This window comes from Pandoraea commovens (assembly GCF_902459615.1).
Taxonomy (GTDB): Bacteria; Pseudomonadota; Gammaproteobacteria; order Burkholderiales; family Burkholderiaceae; genus Pandoraea; species Pandoraea commovens.
On sequence record NZ_CABPSA010000007.1, the window covers coordinates 326,808 to 344,535 of the forward strand.

Consider the following 17,728-nt stretch of genomic DNA (forward strand, 5'->3'; position numbering starts at 1 on the left):
CCGTCAAAGCCCCACCCACCAAGGGAATCGCGGAAATTTAAGCACTTTCGCCTATTGACGGGACACGCTTACAAACATACTGTATGCGCATTCTACTACGATGCGTGCGTCGCTTGATCAGCGTCAAGGTCGGCCGACAGCGCGTGCCCTACGCTGCGACGACCATGTTCCGAACGTCCGACTTTCTTCCCGACACCTCGCGTACCGAATCCGACCAGCCCGCCATGACAGCGCCGCCGCCTCGCCTGCCCCATCGCCTACCGATTACGCTCCTCACAGGATTTCTCGGGAGCGGCAAGACCACGCTGTTGCGCGCGCTGCTCGCGCATCCGGGCATGAGCGATACGGCAGTGATCGTCAATGAGTTTGGGGAAGTCGGTCTCGACCATCTGCTGGTGCAGACGCTCGATGCGCACACCGTGCTGCTCGAAAGTGGCTGCGTGTGTTGTGCGGTGCGCGACGAATTGAGCGAGACCCTGCTGTCGCTGCAAGCACAGCTTCGCGCGGGTACGATCGCGCCGTTCTCTCGCGTGGTGATCGAGACCAGTGGCCTAGCCGATCCGAGTGCGGTTGTCGCGACGTTGCTGCGCGATCCGGCGCTCTGCGCGCGATTCACACTGGACGCTGTCATCGTGACGGTCGACGCCGCCCATGCGCCGTTGCAGCTCGCACAGCAGCCCGAGGCGCAGCGTCAGGTGATGCTGGCGGATCGGCTGTTGATCACCAAGGCTGACCTTGTGGACGAGGCCGCCCTCGACGGCTTGCGCGTGGCGCTCGCCGCACGTAACCCAGCGGCGACGCAGCACACGTGCGATCACGGCCGCATCTCGCCAGCGGAAGTGTTCGGGCTCGGCATGCACGCAGCACAGAACGTCGCGGATGTGACGCTGCGCTGGCACGACGCCGATGCACCGCCCCCGGACCACCCGACGCGAACACCGCGCAAGTACCGACCGATCTGCACCACGCACGGGGCGCAAGGTTGCGTGGACTGCGGACCACTCACGTTACTGCCCGGCCATGAAGCCGCTCACCGCAGCGATGTCATCGCGCATTGCATCACTTTAGAGGCGCCGCTCGAATGGGATGTCCTGAGCAGTTGGCTCGGCGCGGTGACGTTCCATCACGGCGACGATCTGCTGCGACTAAAGGCGCTGGTGGACGTTACCGGGGAATCCGGCCCGGTGGTCATTCACGGCGTGCAGCACCGGCTGCACCCGCCCGAGACGCTTTCGTCATGGCCTGCGCAAGCGGCCGACGCCCATCCCGAACGATGCTCACGCTTCGTCTTCATCATGCGCAACGTGCCCCGCGACGCTTTGCTCGCGCACCTTCATGAAGCGCAGCGCGTACCCACATAGGCTATGCGCAATGTAGTATCTTGTTGCCGATTAAACGACCAGGATTCCCATGTCACGCGAAAAAGCAGAAACACCCGTCTGGAAACTCGGCCGCGCCGAATCGACCGCCATGCGCGTCGAACGTCAGATCAAGGAGGCATTGCTCGACGGGCACTTCGCCCCGGGTGATTTCCTCGGCTCGGAGAACGACCTCGCCACGCAATTCGGCGTGAGCCGTCTGCCGATTCGCGAAGCGTTGGGGCGTCTGCAGGCGCTGGGGGTCGTCGACATTCGCACGGGCGCCGGTGGCGGCGCGCGCATCGCCCAAGGCAATCCTTCGCTCTTCTCGGAGGCGCTCGCCATTCAGCTCAAGCTGGTGGGGATGTCCGCCGAAGAGATCTTCGACGCGCAGTACACGATAGAAGTCGCCGTCGCCGGACTGGCCGCGCAAGCCGCGACCGCCGAGGACATCGAGACGCTGGAAGTCGCACTCGAGAACGCGCAGGCGCTGGTCGGCACGCAGCATGAATTCACGCAGGCGTCGATGGCGTTCCGCAATGCCGTGGCGCACGCGTCGCACAACCATTTCCTCGAAGCGATGATGCAAGCGATCGTGCACGTGTTGTATCGCTCGCTCACGCCGTACACGACGGAGACCGTCGCCAAGGGCGTGATCAAGCGTCACCGCGAACTGCTCAACGCCATTCGCGCGCGCAACGACGAGGCCGCACGCCAGGTCGTGTCGCAAAACCTCAATGTGCTTCGCGAGAAGTATCTGGCCGCACGCGACGCCGCCGCCAAGGCCGCCACCAAGCGTTAAGGCACTACGCGGCGCACAAAAAAAAGAACCGCGTCCCCCGACGCGGTTCGCAAAAGCCAGCCCACCCCCAAGCGGACCGGCACTGCCTTACATCAGGTGCGGTGGCGGCGCACCCGATTCGATAGCGCGTCGTCGAACCTGACGACGCGCACAATCCCCTCAGCGATTCCAGCCGTAAATGTCTAGCGAGGCTTCGCCCGCTTCCAGACGACGGATGATGTCCGCCTCCTTGGCTTCACGTTCATGGGCGGCACCCACAACCGCGTCGAGCGACGCCTGCGGCAGCGCCACGACGCCATCGGCATCGCCGACGATCACGTCGCCCGGTTGAACGACGATGTCCTCGATGCGCACCGGATAGCCGATCCACCCGCGCGCCGCGAAGTCCTTGCCGGTGCCGCGAATGCACAGCCCTCGCGCGAATACCGGAAAGCCGAAGCGCTCCAGAATGGCGCCGTCGCGCACGCAGCCGTCGATCACCAGACCGCCCAGCTTGCGTGCGCGGCCCATCGTCGACATCACTTCGCCCCAGTAACCGGCGTCGTAATGCTCTGCGACGCGGACCACCAGCACGTCGCCCGGGCGCGCAAGTGCCAGCGCCCGATGCAGCCAGAGGTTATCGGCCGGGGGCGCGTCGACCGTCAGCGCAGGCCCGCAGATGCGGAAGGACGGTGCCATAGGCTTGATCGCTGCGGGTAGCGCGCCGATCTTGCCTGCAGCCTCGTGCAGCGTTGCCACGGGCAGTTCGGCTACGCGTGCGATGAGCGCAGGGTCCGGCCGCGCGAAGTCGACGTCGACCGTCGGCAAACCGGCGAATGGAAACTGCGTTGCTAGCGATGCGTTACGGGAAGTGGCGTCCATGACTCGGCTCCTTATCGCGTGCGCGTCTGCAACTGGTGATAGCCCAGATCCTTGCGCGCGTCGTCGAGGCGTTTGCCACCACGCACCGCCTCGCGGATGTGGCGCTCGGCAGCATCGATCGCTTCGGCAGCATCGAGCACCGCCGCTTCGTGTTCTGCGGGAATCACGATCACGCCGTCGGCGTCGCCGCGCAGAATGTCGCCGGGATTCACGCGTGCATTGCCGATGTTGACCGGCACGCCCACCGACTCGACCTGCACCCGGTCCTTGCCGGTGCGCATCCAGTTACCTCGGCTGAAGAGCGGATAGCCCAGTTCGAGGGCTAGCGAAACGTCGCGGCAGATGCCGTCGATCACCGTACCTGCGATACCTCGGCGATGAGCGATTTCCGTAAGGATGTCGCCCCACACCGTGCAGTCTTCGCGGCCACCGTTATCGAGTACGAGTACCGTGCCCGGAGGAATGTCGTCGATGTAGTCGCCGACCGTGCCGGGCGGCGTGCTTGCAGGCCCATACTGCAAGGTGTAGGCACGTCCGGCCATGCGGTATGCGCTGTCGCGCGGCTTGACGAGATGGCATTGCCCGGCGATGCCGAGACGGTCGAGGGCATCGCTGAGTGTGGCGGTGTCGAGCGCAGCCGCGCGTTCGACGTTCTTATCTTGTTGTGTCATGACGTGTCTCCTGATGAATGGATTGTTGAGGGTCGTCGTGGCGCGCCTGTGCCGCTTATGCCGCGCCGTCGTGCAACATGTGTTCGTAGCTCGCCCCCATGACATCGGTCACGGGCTGCCCGGCGAGCAGTGCTTTCGCCATCGCGGCCTCGCGTGCGGCGATTTGTTCGGCAGCCGCCAGCACGCGCTCGATGTCGCTCGCCGCCACGAAGACGACGGCACTGTTGTCGGCGATCACGTAGTCGCCCGGACGGACATCCACGCCATCCACGCAAATGGGCACATTGGTCCCCGCCTCGGCAACGCGAGCGCGCGCAGTGCGTGCCGTCAGTGCCCGACAGAACACCGGCAGGTCGTAGTCGCGCGCCTCGTCGATGTCGCGCACCGGACCATCGGCGACCACACCGGCCACGCCGCGCTGCACGGCCGCCAGCGAGAGAATGCCGCCCCAACTCCCCGCATCGAGTCCGGTGCGTTGCTCCACGACGATGATGTTGTCCGTGCCCGCCTGCATGACCGCCGTCGTGCCCAGGTGGCGCGGCGCGCCGGTCGTCGGCGGTGCATCGGCAACCGCCACCAGCTTCACCGTCACCGCGCGCCCGGCAATGCGGCGTGCGCCCGAGCGTTGCGGCAGATGACAGACGGTACTGGGCAGACCGAGTTTGTCGAGGGCATCCGATACGGCGCAGGCATCGAGTTTTCGCAGTCGGGAGACGGCGTCGGCAGAAGCGTTCATAGCAAGTCCCTTGCAGAGTGATGTGTGATGCAGCAATGCGCGAGTCGTTGAATGCCCGCTATTGCGCGTTATTTCGCGGGGGTCCAGTAGGCGAACGCCATCGCGTTACCTGTTCCTGCTTCGGTGCGATAGCACGGCACGTAGTCCACGAGCGTCATGCGCCAGTCGATGTCGTGCATCGCGGCGGCGAGCGGATACCAGCTCTTGATCTCCGCAGTGTTCCCATTGAAGTACGGCTCCGGAATATCGGCCAGTGCCGCCTCGTCGTGTTCGGCGAAGGCATTCAGCACGTGCCGGTCGAGCGCCTCGTCGATGACGAAATGCGTCATGCCGCCGGACGCCAGCACCGCCACGCGCAAATCGCTTGGCAACTGTTCGATCGCAGCGCGCAAGGCATGGCCGAACGCCAGGCATCTCGCCGCTCGCGGCTGGTTGGGTGCCACACCAACGTTGAGGAAGATGGGAACGCTCGGCGGCGGTGCGTCGCGCATGATCCGGCGATACAGAAAGCCAAAGGCGTGCGGTATGCCGTGCTGACGGTCTTCACCACCGGGCAGACGGACCGATCTCGCCACATCGAAATGCCGGTCGCACAGAGACCTGACGAGCGCATCGGCCACGTCGGGTGCGCCGGGATACGTCGCGCCGTCGGGCGGGCAATGCCCTTCCTCCGCGATGGCGACGCCGGGCGGAAGACGTGCGACCTGTGCTTCGGTGAGCGGAATGTTCTCGATGCGCTCGCCCGTGTAGACGGTGATCGACGGCGTGAGATCTTCCTTGAAGACTTCGCGCTGATCGTTGCCAAGCAGGATCACCACATCGGCACGCGCCTCGTTAAAGCGCTCGGCCAACGTGTCGAGCGCACGCTGGCAAGCGTCAAAGCGTTGCTGCATGGCCTCGGGCGCGATGGCCTCGGCGAAACGCGGCGACTCGTCGGCACGTGCCGCCAGCAACGCGTCGAAGGCCATGGCCTCGCCACGGAACCAATGCTGCGGATTCTTGCGATCTGCGCCAGCGCGCAAATGCCACATCTGGGGCGGCGTCGCGAGCATCGGCCCGTGCGAACAGCCCATCGCGAAAACGATTCGCGCCATCAGCGTCTCCTCCGAATATTCAGTATTACTGTATGCGTGTTTTGACGAAGAATAGGCGCGATGCATTTCGGTTGTCAACGACTCGCCGCATTTTTTTCGTCGTGTTTGACACTCGTCATAACAGACATATAGTATGCGTGTTATGACGCGCTGTTCTGCGGGCAGGCACCAGTTCACGAGCCGCATGTCGCGCGTAACACTCTTACGATAACGATACTGGAGGCAGGCATGACCCAACACGCGATGGACGCCCGACCGGCGAACGCGCCCCCGCACAACCCCGCACCGGACAGTCCGGCTGCTTCACCTGAGGCATCCGCCTCTGAGACACTCGCAGCCGCGAACGAGACGCGTCGCGTTGGCCTTCGCGACTGGTACATGTTGATCGTGCTCACGGCAATCTTCGTGTTGTCGTTCATCGACCGCTCGTCGCTCTCGCTCGTGGTCGTGCCGCTCAAGAAGGAGTTGGGCGTCAGCGACTTCCAGATGAGCCTGCTGCTCGGTCTCTCGTTCGTGGTGCTCTACAGCACCTTCAGCATTCCGGCCGGTTATCTGGCCGACCGCTTCAGCCGACGCGGCATCATCGGCTGGGCCGTGTTCGTCTGGTCGTCGATGACGGTGCTCTGCGGCTTCGCCACCAACTACATCCAGCTCTTTCTCGGACGGACCGGCATCGGGATCGGTGAAGGCGCGCTGCAACCGGCCGCGTACTCGATGATCCGCGATACCTTTCCGCCCGACCGGCGCGGACGGGCGTTCGGCATCTATCACATGGGACCCATGCTCGGCGTAGGTTTCTCCCTGTTCGTCGGGGGCACGCTGCTTAGTCTCTCGCAGAGCGGCGATGTCGCGCACTGGCCGATTCTCGGTACGCTCAAGCCCTGGCAGTTCGTGATCGTCGTGCCGGGGCTCGTCGGCATTCCACTCGCCTTGCTGATGCTGACGCTGCGCGAACCGAAGCGCGCGGCCAAGCAGAAGAGTGCCGACGCGCCCGGCTATCGCGACGCGCTGCGCTTCATCCGTAGCGAATGGAAGCTCTACGTGCCGCTGTGGATCGCCGCGACCCTCTACGCGATGGCGATCTCCGGTTTCAACGCGTGGCTCCCGACCGTCATCTCACGCGCCTGGGATCTGCCGTTGCCGAGCATCGGCCGCATGCTCGGGCCATTGATGATGGCGTCGGTGCCCGCCGGTCTCGTGATTCTGGGTGCGGTCATGGACCGGCTCTCGCGTCGCGGACGCCGTGCGGCACCGCTGGAAGTGGCGATGGTGTCGACCTTCGTGTCCTGTCTGGCGACGTTCCTGCTGGCGTTCACGGACAATCACGCGCTGGCCGTCGTGCTGTATGTCTGCCACACGTTCTTCGCGAGTCCGATTCCGTCGTCCGCTGGCGCAACGATGGCGCAGATCACGCCGGGGCGCATGATGGGCAAGCTCTCGTCGCTGTTCTTCCTCGTGCAAAACCTGCTCGGTCTGGCGCTTGGACCCACGGTGGCAGCCACGATCGCCCACGTGTTCTATAGCGGCCCGATGGCGATGGGATACGCCATCGTGACGACGTTCTGCGTCTGCACCGCCATTGCTGCCGTCATGTACGGGCTGGTCGCCGCACAGGTGCGACGCCGCAACTTCGAGTAAGCGCCCCACCCGATTCGGTCTCCCCCGCTTCGTCACGCGCCGTAAGCCTTCGGGCTCGCGGCGCGTTTGCTTTTGCGCGGGCATCAACCGAGCGCCCACCGAGCGCCCATAAAAAAACCACCGCAACGTTCGCGGTGGTCAAAGTACGACGCATGAAGCCTTCAGGGGATACTGTCAGAACCTGTGCCGCAAGCCGATACCGACACCGGTCTGGTCGCGACCGTTCGGAAACTCGGCACGTTGCGCGCCGTGACCGACGCTGTAATCGACCGTGCCGTAAAGCGTGGTGCGGCGTGAGAAACCGTACTCAGCGAGCAGCACATAGGTCTCGCGCGACCCGTCGCCTGCATCGCCCGACACACCGTTCACATTGCTCGCGCGGTCGTAGTACACAGCTGCGGTGATCGTCAGCGGTTTCGACACCTGATACGCCACACCGCCATAGAACGCATTGTCCTTACGCGGATTCGCGCCCCCCGTCACACCGCGCCCTGAAAGGAAGCCGTCCACGAAACCGGTCTTGTCGTTGCTGTTGTAGTAGCCGAGCGTTGCCGTCACCGGACCCCACTCGTACTTGACGCCCAGGTTGTAGATCATCTGGGTATTGGCGTTGATGTCGCGGTTCTGGAGCACGTTGGCCATCACACCGAACGGCTTGCCCACGTAGGCCACCGACAGCACATACCCCGAGTTGCGCGCCGTGCTGCCTGCCACGCCGCCAACAATGTACTCGAGGCCGACTTGTACGTCCTGATACCGCTTCATGTACTTCACGGCGTTGTTGGCACCGTTCGGGCCGTTGGTGCCGAACACGACCGGCATCCACTCGTTCTGGTCGTAGTTGCCGACAGTGAGCGGATCCCAGCCTTCGATCAGCAGCTCCCACGCGGGGTTATCCTGCGTGCCGATGGTGAGCTTGCCGTAATCGCCGTCGAGACCGACGTAGGCCTTGCGGTTGAAGATCTTGCCGCTACGCTGCGACGTGCCGTTGTTCAGGTGATAACCACCTTCAAGCATGAAGATTGCCTTCATGCCCTGCCCGAGATCTTCCTTGCCGTAGATGCCCCAACGGCTCTGCGAAATGGCGCCGTCGGTGAGTGCGAAGGAACTCTTGTTGTCACTGGTAGCGCCGGACAGATAGCGAAGGCTCGCATCCGCCACGCCAAACATCGTCACGCTCGATTGCGCGAACGCCGGCGAGGCGATCAGCGCCCCGGCGGCCAGAGGAAATGCCCATGTCTTCATTTAATGCCTTCCCCAATGCGCCAACCGCCCTGCAGCGGCCGGCCATGATAGCACCGCCGCGACGCACGTCACCGCCGCTCATTCCGCAAATTCTAATCATGTATTTAGGATAACTAATCAATTAACATGAATTTGCGGACACACCTCTTCCTCGCCCTGCCTCCAAGCGTTGGCGAAGCCACTGACGGACGATGACGCTCTCCAAACCACGCGGCGCTACAGCGCGCCGACGGTCTCCCGTGTCGCGACTAGAAATTTGTATACCTAACTATTTTGATGTATTATTTTCGTCGCAGTCCCCTCCCGAATGGCAAAGCGTCTCGCACGCCGTTGAAGTTGTCCGGAGGCGCGGCGCTCCCTGGACGGAGCGCCGCATTTTCCCGAACTCTCGCGAAGTGAGAAGCGCAGTACGCATCCCTCTCACCTTTGCTGCCTGGCAGACTCGAGCGCTTACTTGGCGCCCGCCGGTTTGACGGCAATCACTTCGATTTCCACCATCCAGCCCGGGTCGACCAGACGTGCCGCCTGCAGCACCGAGCGTGCGGGCAGGTTCGGACCGTTCTTATCGAAGAACTGGTAGTAGCCGTTCATGAAGCCGCCGAAGTCCATGACGTTGTTTTTCGCCGGATCGCCTACGAGAAACACCTGCATCTTCACCACGTCCTTCATGGTGAGATTCATCGTGGCGAGCAGCGCCTGGATACGCTTGAGTACGCTCACCGTCTGCTGCTCGGTATTGCCGTAGCCACCGCCTTCGAGCTTCTCCGGCACCTGCCCGCTCAGATAGACGGTCGTGGCGCTGGCAGGCACTTCGACGGCAAGGGCCAGCGGACCCGGTTGCTTCGGCAGATGGCGCACCACTTCCTGTGCCCCGGCGGCATGCGCGAAGCACATGGCTGCGCTGAGGGCTGCGAGTTTCCACCATCCTTTCGTTGACTTCGTCATCTCGTTTTCCTGAAGGTTGTTGAAATCGAGGCGCGCGCGTGCCCACGCGCGCCGGTCTTGCCGACGCGTGACTGTCGTTTCTGCTTTGAGGGGCGGCCCCTACCGGACGCGCTGCGCGGCATTTCTCCGCAGCGACGCGCCCGTCGCGGTCAGTTGCCCTTGGTGCCGCCCTCGTTTTCCTTCGCGGCGATCGTCTTGCGAATCGACGCGACCTGCTCGGTCGTCACCGGCGCGGCGTTGTTACCCCATTCAGCACGAATGAAGGTCACGACATCCGCGATCTGCTTGTCGTTGAGTGATGAATTGAACGTTGGCATGCCGCCACGCCCACCGATCACCGTTTCAACGACCTTGGCGGCGTCCCCCAGCACGAACTTGTCGCCCTTGAGCGCAGGAAACGCGCCGGGAATGCCCTGCCCGCCTGCCTGGTGACACGCTGCGCAGTTGTTGCCAAAGATGGTTTTGCCCGAAGGCGTCTGCGCGTGCGAGACACTGGCCACCAAACCGAGCAACGCGATCGACCACAACTTTTTCATTGCTTTACTCCTCTACCGTTCTACTGACTGCGACTGACGATGGTGCTGAATTTCGTGGGGCTCACGCACTCAGGCGCGCATGAAGCTGCTCGATCTGATGCCAGGCCGATTCGATGGCTCCGGCCTGCCAGCCGTTGAGATGGCTCATGTGCTCACCAGCGAGCAACGTGCGGCCCTCGCCCTTGAGCAGACGCGGATACGCCGTGCGGCGTCCCGCTTCGCTCCAGTCGGCCCAACCGCCGAGGTTGTACTTCACGCGGTGCCACGCCACCGAGAACGACGACTCGGCCGAATCGCGATAATGCCCCGGAAACACCTTTTCGCCAGCGGCGAGGCCGAAGTCAGTGCGCTCTTTGAGCGACATCGCGCTTACCTGCGCGGCCATCGCGCCGAAGTTGTAATAGGACAGCAGCGTGCCCTTCTGCCCTTGCCAGTTGGTCGACGGCAGCGAGATCAGCGTGGCGCCTTTGATATCGGTCTGGATGTGACCGCCATAGATAAAATGATCTTCTTCCCAGAAGCGGCGCTTCATCTGTACACCGAGCTTGCCGACCGGCTCGTAGGCGACCTGCATCGCATCCTTGAAATCGTCGGAGAAGTCGGTGTCGATCTGCTTGAGTACCGACAGCGGGATCGTGCACAGGCAGAAGTCGCCCTTGACCGTGCGACCGGCGCCGGTGCGCGTGTCCTTGCATTGCAGCACCACACCGCTATCGGTATTGCGCAGGCTCACGACTTCGGTGTTGTAGCGGATCATCTTCTTGGTGCGACGCTCGAAGGCCTTCGCCACGTGATCCATGCCGCCCACGGCTTGCAACATCGTCTTCTGCTGTTCGATGTCGTTCGTCGAGCGATAGATGTTGCCGAGCTTCGACTTGAGCAGATCGCCGAATTGCAGCGGATCGGTCTGCACGCCCGACTGCACGCCGGGATAGGTCTTGTAGCCGCGCGCCGTCGTGCCCTTGTAGTCGAGGTCCTTTTTGTTCAGGTAGCCCTCATGCACGAGGTAGTCGAGCAACAATGCCCGGTCGCCTTCGCTCAGTTGGTCGTTGAGCTTGCCCGCGCGCAGTGTCTTGGCGAACAGTTCGTCGGTGTAGCCGCGCATGTCGGCCTTGATCTCGAACTGGCGCAGCCGTTTGCCCGCGAGCGGACCGTCGATGTTTTCCTTGTAGACGTAGGCCGCGTCGTTATCGTTGTTGAAGAGTTCGAGCGGCACGCCGAATTCGCGCGTGTAATGCAGCGTGGACTGCTGGCAGAACGGAATGCGCCACGGGCCGTGGTTGATGTACTGGCCTTCGTCGAAGTTGCAGACCTGGCGCTCGCCACCCAACTCAGTCAGCTCGAAGCCGCGCCGCGCGGTCTGACAACGGCCGCCCGCGAAACTGCGTGCCTCGATGATTTCGCACGCGTAGCCGAGTTTCGACAGCTCGTAGGCTGCCGTCATACCAGCCAGCCCTGCGCCGAGAATGACCACACGCTTACCGCGGCCGCTGCCTGAGAGGCGCGGCGGCGAGGTACGCACCGAGGCGAGATCCACGCCCCAGGCCTTCATCGTCGCCAACATGAGACCGCTACCGCCGATGGCGAGTGTGCGCATCAGGAAATCGCGGCGGCGCAGTCCGCCCCCGACGCCCGCAGAATCCAAAGAACCCAATGACTTGCCCGTGGTGTGTTGCACGTCTGACATGACTCTCCTCACTCTTGAATGATGAAACGTGTCGCGAATGCCAACGCCGTGCGCGCAATGTGCAAGGGTGTGACCCGGCCTTGCGGACGAGCGCAACCCTTGAGCGCATGTAGCGCTTCAGCGAACGAATACGGGGGATGTGAGAAGGCTCAGGGCGAGTGGCCAGAGGACCGCATGATGTCTCCTTAAGCGCGAATTCCGGGGCAGTGCGACAGTCTTGCGCCGTCGTGATGCCGGGTTCTTGTCTTCTCGTGAAACGTCACCCTCCGAGCGGACCGACAACGTGCTCCGGGGGGAGGTGCGTCCGGTCATATACATAGCGCGCCGGTACTGCACTGCGGAGCCAAATCCTGCTCAGGGGAATCGGGTATGCTTGCTCGCCTGTACCGATAGGTTTGCCCGCCACCATAACGACCATACTATATGCGTGTTATGGGTTCGAGTATTAGCGTTACTACTTAGCGTGCGTATTTGACGAGGTGTTGGAGAGGCGCGGGGGTGCGCAGGTGTGAGCGCCGCGACATGCGCGGCGCTTTTCAGACAGCAGCCTACCGGCGAATGGGCCAATGGGCCGATGACGCTGCGCCGCGAGCGAATCACTCAGGCGTTGCTGGCGTGCGCGAGTTCGCGAAAATTCATCCAGTGGGAACTGACGAGCCAGCCCGCATCGACCGGCAGGCTCACCCCGGTGATCGCGCTCGATTCGTCGCTCATCAGGAAGCTCACGGCCGCCGCAATTTCGTCCGTCCCGACGAGACGCCCGAGCGCCGAGTGCGATTCGATGGCCGTCGCGCTGCGCTTTCCGGTGGCGAGTTTGTCTTCGAAAATTGGTGTGAGCGTAAAGCCGGGCGCGACCGAATTCACCCGAATGCCCGACGCGCCGAGTTCACCGGCGGCGAGTTGGGTGAGCGCGCCCAACGCCACTTTCGCCGGGGAATAGGCGTGCAGCGGCAATGGGCGCAGCTCATTGATCGACGTAATGTTCACGACCGCACCGGCGCCGGCCTCGGTCATGAGCGGTGTGAAAGCGCGCAGGCAATGCTGCGCGCCAAAGTAGTTCACTTCCCAAACGCGACGCTGCATGTCGTCGGTCATGTCGAGCATCGGCATCACATCCTGCAACACGCCCGCCACGTTCACCAGACCAGCCACACCCGGATTGCGCAGCGATGCCGCCAACGCATTCACCGCCGCGTGGTCTGTCACGTCGAGCGCTGCCAGCTGCATTCGCGTATCGTCCGCACGCTCGCCGAAAACACTCCGCAGTTGCGTCAAGTCCAGGTCCGTGGCCACGACATGCCAACCGTCGTCATGAAGACGATTGGTCACCGCCAATCCGATACCACCGCTAGCACCGGTCACTACGACAGCCTTGCCTGCGTCGCGTAACGCATTCAATGAGAGACGCTTCGCGCGGTGGAGGGATGTGTTCATTCAGGGCGTCTCCGTCGGATTGTGTTGTCGTTTTATTTTCTAAACTATTCGTTTAGTTTATCCACAACCCTATCGGCAGCGTCAAGCTTTTTTTGCCAACGCCCTCGCGCGTGTCGTTTTGTTTGCACCGGATGTCACACCGCCCGAGCGCGATCGGGTCAGTGCGGGCACCGTTCCGTTGGGGCCGAGCAGACCTTGCATGACCAGGTCGACGTGCTCGCGCACGAACGCCCGGGTCAGCGGCTTGTGACCGACGAGCAATCGGTAATACAGCGGCGCGTAGAGTATGTCGAGAACGACATCGGGATCGCCCGGCTTGATGAGGCCCCGAGCGATCGCATCGCGTACGATCTCGACGCCCTGCTCGCGTCGCGCGGAGACATAGCCGTCGCGAAACGCTTGCGCGATCTCCGGGTCGGACTGCCCCTCGGCAATCAGCGCGCTGATCATCGTGCCCATCGGGCCGCAGAACTCCTCTGCCATTTTGAGCAGACGCGAGAAGATGCTGTCGAGCTGCAACTCCTCCGGATACGGCAGCGCTTGCCCCGCTTCGCGCAGGAACGCCGTCATGATCACGGAGGCGCGATTCGGCCACCACTTGTAGATCGTGGCCTTGCTCACCCCCGCCGCCGTGGCGATGGATTCCATCGTCGTGGCGTGCAGTCCTTGTTCGAGCAGAAGACGGTAGGCGGCGTCGAGCACGGCGCGCTCGGCCTCGACACTGCGCTTGCGACCGCGTCGGCCTGGCGTGGGAGATTCGGGATTCGACTGACTTGACATTCGTTGTGTCCGGACAAATACTAAACTGAACGTTTAGTTTATAAATAACGACACCGTATTGAAACACACTGGCAGACGACTCTGCCAACGGTGCGTCGGATCGGAGAACGGAATGCTGAAGTCTGACACAGTTTTTTCTTCCTTTGACCTGCCTGTCGGCGAGACGATTGCCGACACCGGCATCACGCCGGACGAACAACGCGTGCGCGAGGATCTCGCAGCGGCGTACCGACTGTGTGCGATCAACGGATGGGACGATCTCGTCTACACGCATCTGTCGGCTAGGGTGCCCGGCCCGTCGCATCACTTTCTCGTCAACCCGCTTGGTCTGTCGTTTCACGAGATCACCGCGTCGAACCTGGTGAAGATCGATCTGGACGGGCGTGTCGTGGGGCAATCACCATACCGCCCCAATGCGGCGGGCTTCGTGATTCACGGGTGCATTCATGCGGCACGTGAAGACGCCGCCTGCGTGATGCACTTGCACACTGAAGCGGGCATGGCGTTGTCCGCGCTCGAAGACGGACTGCTGCCGATCACGCAGCACGCCATGCGCTTCGTCGGACGGCTCGGATACCACGATTACGAGGGCATCGCACTCACCATCGACGAAAGGGATCGCCTGCTCGCCGACCTTGGCAATCATGCGGCCCTTATCCTGCGCAATCACGGCACGCTGACGGTCGGCCGCTCGGTGGGGCATGCCTTCGTGGAGATGTTCTATCTGGAGAAGGCCGCACGCGCGCAATTGCTGGCGCAGAGTACCGGAGCGCGATTGCGGATTCCGCCGCATCACGTGGCTGTGCTGACCGCACAGCAGTGGGTGACGGATATGCGCGGCTCGGGCGATCGTGAGTGGCCGTCGCTGCTGCGCCAACTGGCCCGCGACGGGCACGATTACAAACAGTGATTCCCCGGTAGCACCGACAGCAGCGGGATAGCTTTGCGAAGTGGCGTCAAGTAGTACGTATCAGGCAGTTGGTAGTCATCAGCACTCAAAAACAGAACTATGACGGAGACACCCCTTGAACCCGACCATCGCATCAACGGCGAGTCAACCCGTGGCGGGCAGCGATAACGCTGCCGCACTGGACTCGCGCATCGCGCAGGAAACCATCGGCCAGCTATTTCGCCGCATCCTGCCCTTCCTGATTCTCTGCTATATCGTGGCCTTCCTCGATCGTGTAAACGTCGGCTTCGCGGCGTTGCACATGAACGGCGACCTCGGGTTCACCGCCACCGTCTACGGCTTTGGTGCGGGCATCTTCTCCATCGGCTACTTCGTCTTCGAGGTGCCGAGCAACCTGATCCTCCACCGCGTGGGCGCGCGCATCTGGATTGCGCGGATCATGGTGACGTGGGGCGTCGTCTCGGCGGGCTTCGCGTTCGTCTCAGGCGAGATGTCCTTCTATGTCATGCGCTTCCTGCTCGGCGTTGCCGAAGCGGGTTTCTTCCCCGGCATCGTGCTGTATCTCAGCCTCTGGTTCCCCGGACGCGCGATGGCGCGCGCCACGGCGATCTTCATTCTCGGGTTGCCGCTGGCCGTGCTGATTGGCGCCCCGCTCTCGACGTGGATTCTCACATCGTTCCATGAATTTGCCGGGCTGCGCGGCTGGCAATGGATGTTCCTGCTCGAAGGCGGGCTCGCCGTGGTGGTAGGCGTTGTGGCTTACTTCGTGCTGGGCAATGCCCCGGACAAGGCGACGTGGCTCAACGAGTCGCAACGTGAGTGGCTCGTTCGCACGCTGGCGCAGGAGAAAGCAGCCAAAGAACGCGCGCGCCAGTATGGTGTGATGGAGACGCTGCTCTCGGGCAAGGTGCTGCTGCTGGCATTCGCCATCTTCTGCAATATCACGGCACTGTTCGGTATCACGCTGTGGATGCCGCAGATCATCAAGGGCATTGGCGGACTGGACAACACGCGGGCCGGCTTGCTGAGCGCCGTGCCGTATGTGTGTGCGGGTGTGGCGATGGTCGTGAACGCGCGGCACTCTGACAAGACGGGCGAGCGCCGCTGGCACATTCTGCTACCGGCGGCCATCGGCGCCATCGGGTTGGTGATGGCGGGGAATGCCGCGTCGCCCTACGTCGGGATTCTCGGATTGTGCATCGCGGCGGCTGGGATTCTGGCGTCGAACATTCTGTTCTGGCCGATGGTGCCGATGTTCCTGACGGGTGCAGCCGCCGCCGCCGGGATCGGGTTGGTGAACTCCGTGGGCAACCTCGGCGGTTTCGTCGGCCCGTATCTGACGGGTTGGGCCAAGGACACCTTTGGCGGATACGGCGCGAGCATGACCACGCTCGGTGCGATGGTGCTGGCCTACGGCGTACTGCTGTTCGTTTTCCTTACCGTGAGCGCACGGCGTGTAGATAGCGTCGATGCGGGCACCACGGGTATTGCGAGGTCGTCATGAATATTGCCAGTACGCTCGCCCGCGCGGCGCAGCGACACCCCGGGCATGTTGCTACCTATGTAGGCGACGCACCGCAGCACGACTACGCGACACTCGCGAGACGGTGTGCGGCCATCGCGGCCGGGTTCCGCTCGATGGGTCTGCCCGACGGCGCACGCGTCGCGCTCTGGATGCGCAACCGTCCCGAGTATCTCGAATGGCTCTATGCGATCTGGTGGGCCGGGCTGGTGGCCGTGCCCATCAACGCGAAACTGCATCCGCGCGAGGCCGCTTTCATCGTCAATGACGCCGAGGCTACGGTATTGCTTGCGGAGGCGGAAGACCTGCTAGCGATTCGAGACCATATCGGCAGTCAGGTGACCGGCTTTGCGCCGGAGGACGCGCAGATTGCCCGTTGGCTGGCAAGCGATGCGAGCGGCGGGGTGGCGTCCCGCGAGAATACCGATCTGGCGTGGATCTTCTATACGTCGGGGACGACGGGACGTCCGAAGGGAGTGATGCTCTCGCATCGCAATCTCTGGTCGATGGCGGCCTGCTATATGACTGACGTCGACGCCGTCGGGCGCGACGACCGCACGCTATATGCCGCCCCCATGTCGCACGGCGCCGGACTCTACAGCGTCGTGTTCATGATGCAGGCGGCGGGGCATATCTTCCCCGCGTCGGGCGGCTTCGATGCGGAGGAAATGTTTGCGCTGGCCGAGACGCTTGGCAATGTCTCCTGCTTCGCCGCGCCGACGATGGTCAATCGTCTGGTGCGGCATGCGCAGGCCTCAGGCGCTTCTTCCACGGGATTCAAGACCCTCGTCTATGGCGGCGGGCCGATGTATTCGGCCGACATCGAGCGCGCGTTGTCGGTAATGGGTTCGCGGTTCGTGCAGATCTACGGGCAGGGGGAGTCACCGATGACGATCACGGTGTTGCCACGCGACGAAATCGCGGCGACGGCACACCCTCGATGGTCGCAACGACTGGCATCGGTCGGCCATGCCCACGCCATGGTGGAGGTGGCGGTGGTCGATGACGACGGCGTACCTGTAGCCACCGGCGAACCGGGCGAAGTCGTGGTCCGCGGCGATGTCGTGATGCAAGGCTATTGGCGCAATCCGGAAGCGACCGCCAAGACGCTGCGCGACGGCTGGCTGTGGACGGGCGACATCGGTGTGCTGGATGACGACGGCTTCCTCACTCTCAAGGATCGCTCGAAGGACGTGATCATCTCCGGCGGCACGAATATCTACCCGCGCGAGGTCGAAGAGGTGCTGCTCCGTGCAGATGGCGTGGCCGAGGTGGCCGTGATCGGCGAAGTCGACGCAGAATGGGGCGAGGTGGTCGTGGCGTATGTCGTCTGCACGCCCGGCGTGACGCTCGATAGTGCGATGCTGGATGCGTATTGCCTCGAACACATCGCGCGGTTCAAGCGCCCTAAACGCTACGTCGCCATGGACGCCCTACCGAAGAACCACTACGGCAAGGTCTTGAAAACAGCGTTGCGAACGCTCTGAGTGAATTGAGCGCGTGATCGAC

16 protein-coding genes are annotated in these 17,728 nt (G+C 63.0%); 6 read left to right on the top strand and 10 right to left on the bottom strand.

Going from position 1 to position 17,728, the window contains the following annotated elements; all coding sequences use genetic code 11:
• The first annotated feature begins 164 nt into the window (after positions 1-164).
• A complete protein-coding gene (locus PCO31010_RS20195) occupies positions 165-1,361 on the top strand; it encodes a CobW family GTP-binding protein (protein WP_174984973.1) in 1,197 nt (398 codons plus the stop codon).
• A gap of 49 nt (positions 1,362-1,410) precedes the next feature.
• Positions 1,411-2,160, top strand: a complete 750-nt coding sequence (locus PCO31010_RS20200) for a FadR/GntR family transcriptional regulator (protein ID WP_150665842.1) — start codon at positions 1,411-1,413, stop codon at positions 2,158-2,160.
• A 159-nt stretch (positions 2,161-2,319) separates the two neighbouring features.
• On the opposite strand, the gene PCO31010_RS20205 is transcribed toward PCO31010_RS20200, so the two are convergent.
• The 4 genes from PCO31010_RS20205 to PCO31010_RS20220 form a co-directional block, all read right to left on the bottom strand.
• Positions 2,320-3,021 carry a 4-carboxy-4-hydroxy-2-oxoadipate aldolase/oxaloacetate decarboxylase gene (locus tag PCO31010_RS20205; RefSeq protein WP_150665843.1) on the bottom strand — a complete coding sequence of 234 codons (702 nt, stop codon included), beginning with the start codon at positions 3,019-3,021 and terminating at the stop codon, positions 2,320-2,322.
• A gap of 11 nt (positions 3,022-3,032) precedes the next feature.
• Positions 3,033-3,692, bottom strand: coding sequence for an RraA family protein (locus PCO31010_RS20210; RefSeq protein WP_150665844.1), 660 nt, complete (start codon positions 3,690-3,692; stop codon positions 3,033-3,035).
• Between the two features lie 55 nt (positions 3,693-3,747).
• Entirely contained in the window at positions 3,748-4,428 is a 681-nt protein-coding gene (locus PCO31010_RS20215; RefSeq protein ID WP_150665845.1) for an RraA family protein, read from the bottom strand.
• A gap of 68 nt (positions 4,429-4,496) precedes the next feature.
• Positions 4,497-5,522: a DODA-type extradiol aromatic ring-opening family dioxygenase gene (locus PCO31010_RS20220; protein ID WP_174984976.1), complete on the bottom strand. Its 1,026-nt coding sequence runs from the start codon at positions 5,520-5,522 to the stop codon at positions 4,497-4,499.
• Positions 5,523-5,750: 228 nt separating this feature from the next.
• Between PCO31010_RS20220 and PCO31010_RS20225 the strand changes: the two genes are divergently transcribed.
• Positions 5,751-7,160 carry an MFS transporter gene (locus tag PCO31010_RS20225; protein ID WP_150665847.1) on the top strand — a complete coding sequence of 470 codons (1,410 nt, stop codon included), beginning with the start codon at positions 5,751-5,753 and terminating at the stop codon, positions 7,158-7,160.
• A 174-nt stretch (positions 7,161-7,334) separates the two neighbouring features.
• Here the strand turns inward: PCO31010_RS20225 and PCO31010_RS20230 are convergent, their stop codons facing one another.
• The 6 genes from PCO31010_RS20230 to PCO31010_RS20255 all read right to left on the bottom strand — a co-directional run bounded on the left by PCO31010_RS20230 (position 7,335) and on the right by PCO31010_RS20255 (position 13,787).
• Positions 7,335-8,405 (bottom strand): porin, encoded by a 1,071-nt coding sequence (locus PCO31010_RS20230; protein ID WP_150665848.1) that lies wholly within the window; start codon positions 8,403-8,405, stop codon positions 7,335-7,337.
• Positions 8,406-8,855: 450 nt separating this feature from the next.
• Positions 8,856-9,350, bottom strand: a complete 495-nt coding sequence (locus PCO31010_RS20235; RefSeq protein WP_217426182.1) for a RidA family protein — start codon at positions 9,348-9,350, stop codon at positions 8,856-8,858.
• 149 nt (positions 9,351-9,499) lie between these two features.
• The gene (locus tag PCO31010_RS20240; RefSeq protein ID WP_150665849.1) at positions 9,500-9,886 is read right to left on the bottom strand and encodes a c-type cytochrome; all 387 of its coding nucleotides are present in this window, start codon (positions 9,884-9,886) and stop codon (positions 9,500-9,502) included.
• A gap of 61 nt (positions 9,887-9,947) precedes the next feature.
• A complete protein-coding gene (locus PCO31010_RS20245; protein WP_246184696.1) occupies positions 9,948-11,573 on the bottom strand; it encodes a flavin monoamine oxidase family protein in 1,626 nt (541 codons plus the stop codon).
• A gap of 600 nt (positions 11,574-12,173) precedes the next feature.
• Positions 12,174-13,007: an SDR family NAD(P)-dependent oxidoreductase gene (locus tag PCO31010_RS20250; RefSeq protein WP_150665850.1), complete on the bottom strand. Its 834-nt coding sequence runs from the start codon at positions 13,005-13,007 to the stop codon at positions 12,174-12,176.
• A gap of 81 nt (positions 13,008-13,088) precedes the next feature.
• Positions 13,089-13,787, bottom strand: a complete 699-nt coding sequence (locus tag PCO31010_RS20255; protein WP_150665851.1) for a TetR/AcrR family transcriptional regulator — start codon at positions 13,785-13,787, stop codon at positions 13,089-13,091.
• Between the two features lie 112 nt (positions 13,788-13,899).
• On the opposite strand from PCO31010_RS20255, the gene PCO31010_RS20260 reads away from it, so the two are divergent.
• From PCO31010_RS20260 to PCO31010_RS20270, 3 genes are all read left to right on the top strand, one after another.
• The gene (locus tag PCO31010_RS20260; protein ID WP_150665852.1) at positions 13,900-14,697 is read left to right on the top strand and encodes a class II aldolase/adducin family protein; all 798 of its coding nucleotides are present in this window, start codon (positions 13,900-13,902) and stop codon (positions 14,695-14,697) included.
• 115 nt (positions 14,698-14,812) lie between these two features.
• Positions 14,813-16,201 carry an MFS transporter gene (locus tag PCO31010_RS20265; RefSeq protein ID WP_150665853.1) on the top strand — a complete coding sequence of 463 codons (1,389 nt, stop codon included), beginning with the start codon at positions 14,813-14,815 and terminating at the stop codon, positions 16,199-16,201.
• A complete protein-coding gene (locus tag PCO31010_RS20270) occupies positions 16,198-17,706 on the top strand; it encodes a class I adenylate-forming enzyme family protein (protein WP_150665854.1) in 1,509 nt (502 codons plus the stop codon). The genes PCO31010_RS20265 and PCO31010_RS20270 overlap by 4 nt, the downstream gene beginning before the upstream one ends.
• Positions 17,707-17,728: the final 22 nt, after the last annotated feature.